General features: G+C 65.0%; 7 protein-coding genes. 6 read left to right on the top strand and 1 reads right to left on the bottom strand.

Annotation, left to right across the window (positions count from 1 at the left end):
- The first annotated feature begins 152 nt into the window (after positions 1-152).
- The 5 genes from ACQ393_RS17520 (at position 153) to ACQ393_RS17540 (ending at position 1,662) form a co-directional block, all read left to right on the top strand.
- Complete coding sequence (locus ACQ393_RS17520; RefSeq protein WP_430648141.1) at positions 153-404, top strand: type II toxin-antitoxin system Phd/YefM family antitoxin; 252 nt, start codon at positions 153-155, stop codon at positions 402-404.
- On the top strand, positions 401-661 hold the full coding sequence (locus ACQ393_RS17525; RefSeq protein WP_430648142.1) for a Txe/YoeB family addiction module toxin: 261 nt from the start codon (positions 401-403) through the stop codon (positions 659-661). Before ACQ393_RS17520 ends, ACQ393_RS17525 begins: the two co-directional genes overlap by 4 nt.
- A 99-nt stretch (positions 662-760) precedes the next feature.
- Positions 761-1,024, top strand: a complete 264-nt coding sequence (locus tag ACQ393_RS17530; protein ID WP_430648143.1) for a ribbon-helix-helix protein, CopG family — start codon at positions 761-763, stop codon at positions 1,022-1,024.
- Complete coding sequence (locus ACQ393_RS17535) at positions 1,021-1,260, top strand: toxin (protein WP_430648144.1); 240 nt, start codon at positions 1,021-1,023, stop codon at positions 1,258-1,260. Before ACQ393_RS17530 ends, ACQ393_RS17535 begins: the two co-directional genes overlap by 4 nt.
- 246 nt (positions 1,261-1,506) lie before the next feature.
- Positions 1,507-1,662 carry a hypothetical protein gene (locus tag ACQ393_RS17540; RefSeq protein WP_430648145.1) on the top strand — a complete coding sequence of 52 codons (156 nt, stop codon included), beginning with the start codon at positions 1,507-1,509 and terminating at the stop codon, positions 1,660-1,662.
- Between the two features lie 544 nt (positions 1,663-2,206).
- Here the strand turns inward: ACQ393_RS17540 and ACQ393_RS17545 are convergent.
- Positions 2,207-2,959, bottom strand: a complete 753-nt coding sequence (locus tag ACQ393_RS17545) for a phosphotransferase (protein ID WP_430648146.1) — start codon at positions 2,957-2,959, stop codon at positions 2,207-2,209.
- Positions 2,960-3,211: 252 nt separating this feature from the next.
- Between ACQ393_RS17545 and ACQ393_RS17550 the strand changes: the two genes are divergently transcribed.
- Positions 3,212-3,649, top strand: coding sequence for a hypothetical protein (locus ACQ393_RS17550; protein ID WP_430648147.1), 438 nt, complete (start codon positions 3,212-3,214; stop codon positions 3,647-3,649).
- Positions 3,650-4,070 lie beyond the last annotated feature (421 nt).

The following is a 4,070-nucleotide window of genomic DNA, read 5'->3' on the forward strand; positions in this document are numbered from 1 at the left end:
CGGCAGCTCGAGGTCGCGCGCCGCTGAACTCGGCGTCTGGCGACAGGACGTGTGGTCCACCGCAAGCTGCGTGACCGTTAGCCGGTCCCTCAGAGACGTGACGGCACTCCCGAGTGGTACACTATTCCGTACCAGAATCGAGAGGGGCGGTCATGTCGGCGATTACCGCGACCGAAGCGCGCAAGAGCCTGTTCGGGCTGATCCAGCAGGTCAATGACGATCACACCGCAGTCGAGGTCGTCTCTCGGCACGGCAACGCCGTGATCATGTCGAAGGACGACTACGACGCGATCACCGAGACCGCCTACCTGCTGCGCAATCCTGCCAACGCTGAGCGACTCCTCGACGCCATCGAGCGGGCACGTCGCGGCGAGTTCGAGCAGCACGAGCTTCTCGAAGCGTGACGCGCGCGCTCGCGTTCGATCAGAACGGCTGGGAGGACTACGTCTACTGGCAGACGCAAGACCGCAAGACGCTCAAGCGGATCAACACCCTGATCGCCGACGTGCTCCGTGACCCGTTCGCCGGGATCGGCAAGCCCGAGCCGCTCAAGCACATCCTCTCGGGTGCCTGGTCCCGCCGCATCGACGAGACGAACCGGCTCGTCTACTACGTCACGGACGACCACATCGTCATCCTGCAAGCCCGCGACCACTACTGAGGTGGTTGACCGCCGGCGCGGAGACGAGCGACGAGACACCATCCTCCACCGCGACATCGACGTCTGTTGCCACAGTCATTTACGTAATACACTATTGCCATGAACAAGCGCGAGACGATCAACGGTGTACCCGTCACCGAGGAGCAGATCTCCGAATGGGTCGCCGAGGCCGAGGCCGGCTATGACGTCGAGACGCTGAAGAAGCGCGGCCGGGGCCGACCCGGGCGCGGCGCTGAGCCGTCGCAAGTGGTCGCGCTCCGCTTGACCAGTGACGAACTCGCGGCCCTCGACGCACGGGCAGCGCGCGAGCACAAGACACGATCGGAACTCATCCGAGACGCACTGGCCGCGTACGCCGCGTGAACGTCCACGACTCAGCACTCAAGCACGGCATCAGCCCTGAGGACGCGATTCAGGCCGCGTCCTGGCCGACCTGGATCGAGTACCTCGACGATGACTCGCCCGCCCGACAGTTGCGACTCGGATTCGACACGCGTGGTCAACTGCTCGAGACGGTCGTGCTGATCTTCGACAGCGGGAACGAACTGGTGATCCACGCGATGAAGGCACGACCGCAGATGCTCGACCTGCTCCCATAGTCGACGCACGCACGATCCGTCAGCGAGTCAGTTCCTCAAAGGAGTACTTGATCGCGGCACTCGCCGAGCAATAGCTTTACGCAACGGCGACAATTCTTGGGTGCGGCTGTATTGATGGAGAAGCGGTCAGGGTCAGGTCGGGTGTGGACGGAGTACCACCAGTTCTACCTTTCCTCCGGTCACGATGACGGGTGGGGTGGTGAGGCAACCAACGGGCTGATCGAGCCTCTCGCAGGCGGCGGTGCGGTGATTGTGACCGGCGCCTCGCTCGGGGAGATCAACTACCGGTGGGCCACCTATGACGCTCGCCCCGAGGAGGACTGGAACGGCTGGGACGACGTCGTCGAAGCTCCCGTCATCGCCGGCGAGACCGGCCTGCACATCGCCGGGTGGGGGCGATGAGTTTCGACGAGAACGACCTCGCGGAGAACGGTGCGGGCACGTACGGGGTCCGGTGCAGCGCAAGGGGTCGCGACGCCGAGTACGACCTGACGAGCGAGGCCAGAACCGAGGAGTACCTTATCCAGGTGTGGCCGGCAGGGCCCGGATTGGGACTGACAGTCCTGCGAGCGAGCCAGTTCCTGCATCGCTTCTCTGGAAGCTGACCTGCTGACCGACGAGCCGAGGGCCCGTGCGAGATCGCGCGGGCCCTCGGCTATTTGTCACGAGTCCGTACGCGCGGCGACGGTCCGCCGGCGATGCACGGGCGATCCCCAATCGAGAATTGGTCAGGGGCGGTACTCGCCCTTTGGCGAGTCGCGGTGATCCTCCGGTCTGGCGAGTGGCGTTCCACCACCTGAACCGAGCGCCGTCAGCGCAGTCGCCAAGCTGGCGAAGAGCGACGTCACAACTCGCGTGAAGGTCGACTTGGAGCCTCGGTTCGTCATGGATGCCTCCAGCACGAGCCTAGCGACGCAGGTAACCTACGGTCGCCTGTTCGGATCCCCTAACGAGTCGGGCCGAGTGCGTCTGACCAGGCGCCCTGGTTCTTGGCGACGTACTGCGTCACTGCAGTCCAGTGATCGCCGTGGTCGAAGGCGAACATCGAGGCCCAGGGTTCGCGACCGGTCTCATGTCCGGACCGCAGCAGCTCCAGCATCGCTGCAGCGCGACGATGCATCACGTCAGGCAGCGCGTCCCGTAGCGCCGGCTCTGCGCGGTAGCCATCGACGAACGCGGCGAGGTCGCCCGCGGCATCCTGAGCAGGGCGGTCGACGTCCGAGAGGGTGAACGCCTGCGCCGCGTAGGCGAGATCCCAGAGCCGAGTGCTGGGCGCGGCCGCGTCCCAGTCGATGAACACCCACCGTTCACCGACGATCAGATTCCACGGGGCGAGATCGTTGTGGCAGACGATCTCCGCTCCCGGGGCGGCTATCGCGGTCTCCCAGACTGCGTCGCGGGGCGGGACGAAGTCGGCGCTGGCATCGTGAATGGCTCGGACGATGGCACCGACTCGGCCGAGTTCGGCGCGCGTCAGGCTCAGGTGCATCGCCAGCTGCCCTGGCACGAACTCGATGACTTGCCGACCTCGCTCGTCGCGTCCGAGCGGAGCGGGGAGGTCGACCCCGTGGGCTCGAACGGCGTCCATGAACGCGTGGACGCTCTCGCTGGATCCGGTCCAGGGCTTCCGCACCGTGGACCCGACGCGGACCACCGACCCACTCGCGTTCCCGCCCGCGAGAATCAGCTCCTCGTCCATGGATCGACCGTACTGCCGGATGTGCGGTGGCCCCGATCAAGCAGAGACGATCCTCGTCTGCGACCCGTCGGAATTGCGCCCGTCGGACTGACTTCGTCGTTGACGACTGTTTCAGAAGTGCACCTTCGCGGCACGACCCGATTCACACCACAGTGAGGCGCACGGGGCTCGCCGGATCTGGGTCGCTGGTCGTCCACTTCGTGGCCGCCGGTCAGGTAGATTGCTCCGGGGCATCGGAAGGAGGCGCGTGGGATGAAGCTCTATCGGCCTTCCCGCGGGTTCCGGTTCGCGAACTTCGCCGGTTCGATGGTGTTGTCCGCGATGGGCCTGTCCTTCCTGTCAATGTTCCCCAGTACCGGGGCGTATGAAGCGTTACTGATAGGCGTCCCGCCGGTTGCGTTCGGTGTGGCCTGGGCCTGGCGGATAGGTCGCCTGCGGGTGGCGTACGACGAATCGTATGTGTACGTGGTGGGCTGGCTTGGGTCCACGAAGATCCCGCGCGCAAAGGTCAATCGCGTTGAGACCGATCCGCGCACCGCGCGGGTGGCGTGGGAGCGAGCAGACGGCGGTGTCGCAACGACGCCGCTAGCTGCCGTCGCCGCGGGAAGGTCATATGCGCTCCCGGCATCAACGTTGAAGGCTCAGCGTCAGTTTCTGAATTCGCTCAAGAAGTGGGCGGAGGACCGCTAACCCGACTCGTGTCCGGGCGACTCGTTCAGGTTGTTACCCACCGGATTGCGTTCGTGCGACGCCGGCTACCCGGGAATCGGTGAAGCGCATCGTCGCTGAGCGTGAGCAGGGTGTCATGGTCAAGGGCGCGTCATTACGATGATCAGGTGGGTTTCCGCCGGCGTAAGGAAGAGGACAGCTCGCTCTTCGGCGTTGTGCTGAGTGGTGTTGGAGCTCTCGCGATCGGCGTGGGGATGTGGTGGCTCGCGGCCTACATCTTTGCCTCTGTCGATGGTGACGTCCTTGTTCCCCTCGCTGAAGGGCGTCTTGCCGGCCTACCGACCCTGGTCCTCCTCGCACTGTTCGGGTCTGCTGCACGGATAGGTGACAGTTTTTAGTCACGCAGCCAGTGCGGCTGGCGTGTTCATGATGACCTCGAACT

Source organism: Agromyces sp. GXS1127 (assembly GCF_050565425.1).
Lineage (GTDB): Bacteria > Actinomycetota > Actinomycetes > Actinomycetales > Microbacteriaceae > Agromyces.

Coding starts and splice junctions, on each gene's coding strand:
- ACQ393_RS17520 (WP_430648141.1), top strand. CDS start 153: ATGTCGGCGATTACCGCGACCGAAGCGCGCAAGAGCCTGTTCGGGCTG.
- ACQ393_RS17530 (WP_430648143.1), top strand. CDS start 761: ATGAACAAGCGCGAGACGATCAACGGTGTACCCGTCACCGAGGAGCAG.
- ACQ393_RS17545 (WP_430648146.1), bottom strand. CDS start 2,959: ATGGACGAGGAGCTGATTCTCGCGGGCGGGAACGCGAGTGGGTCGGTG.
- ACQ393_RS17550 (WP_430648147.1), top strand. CDS start 3,212: ATGAAGCTCTATCGGCCTTCCCGCGGGTTCCGGTTCGCGAACTTCGCC.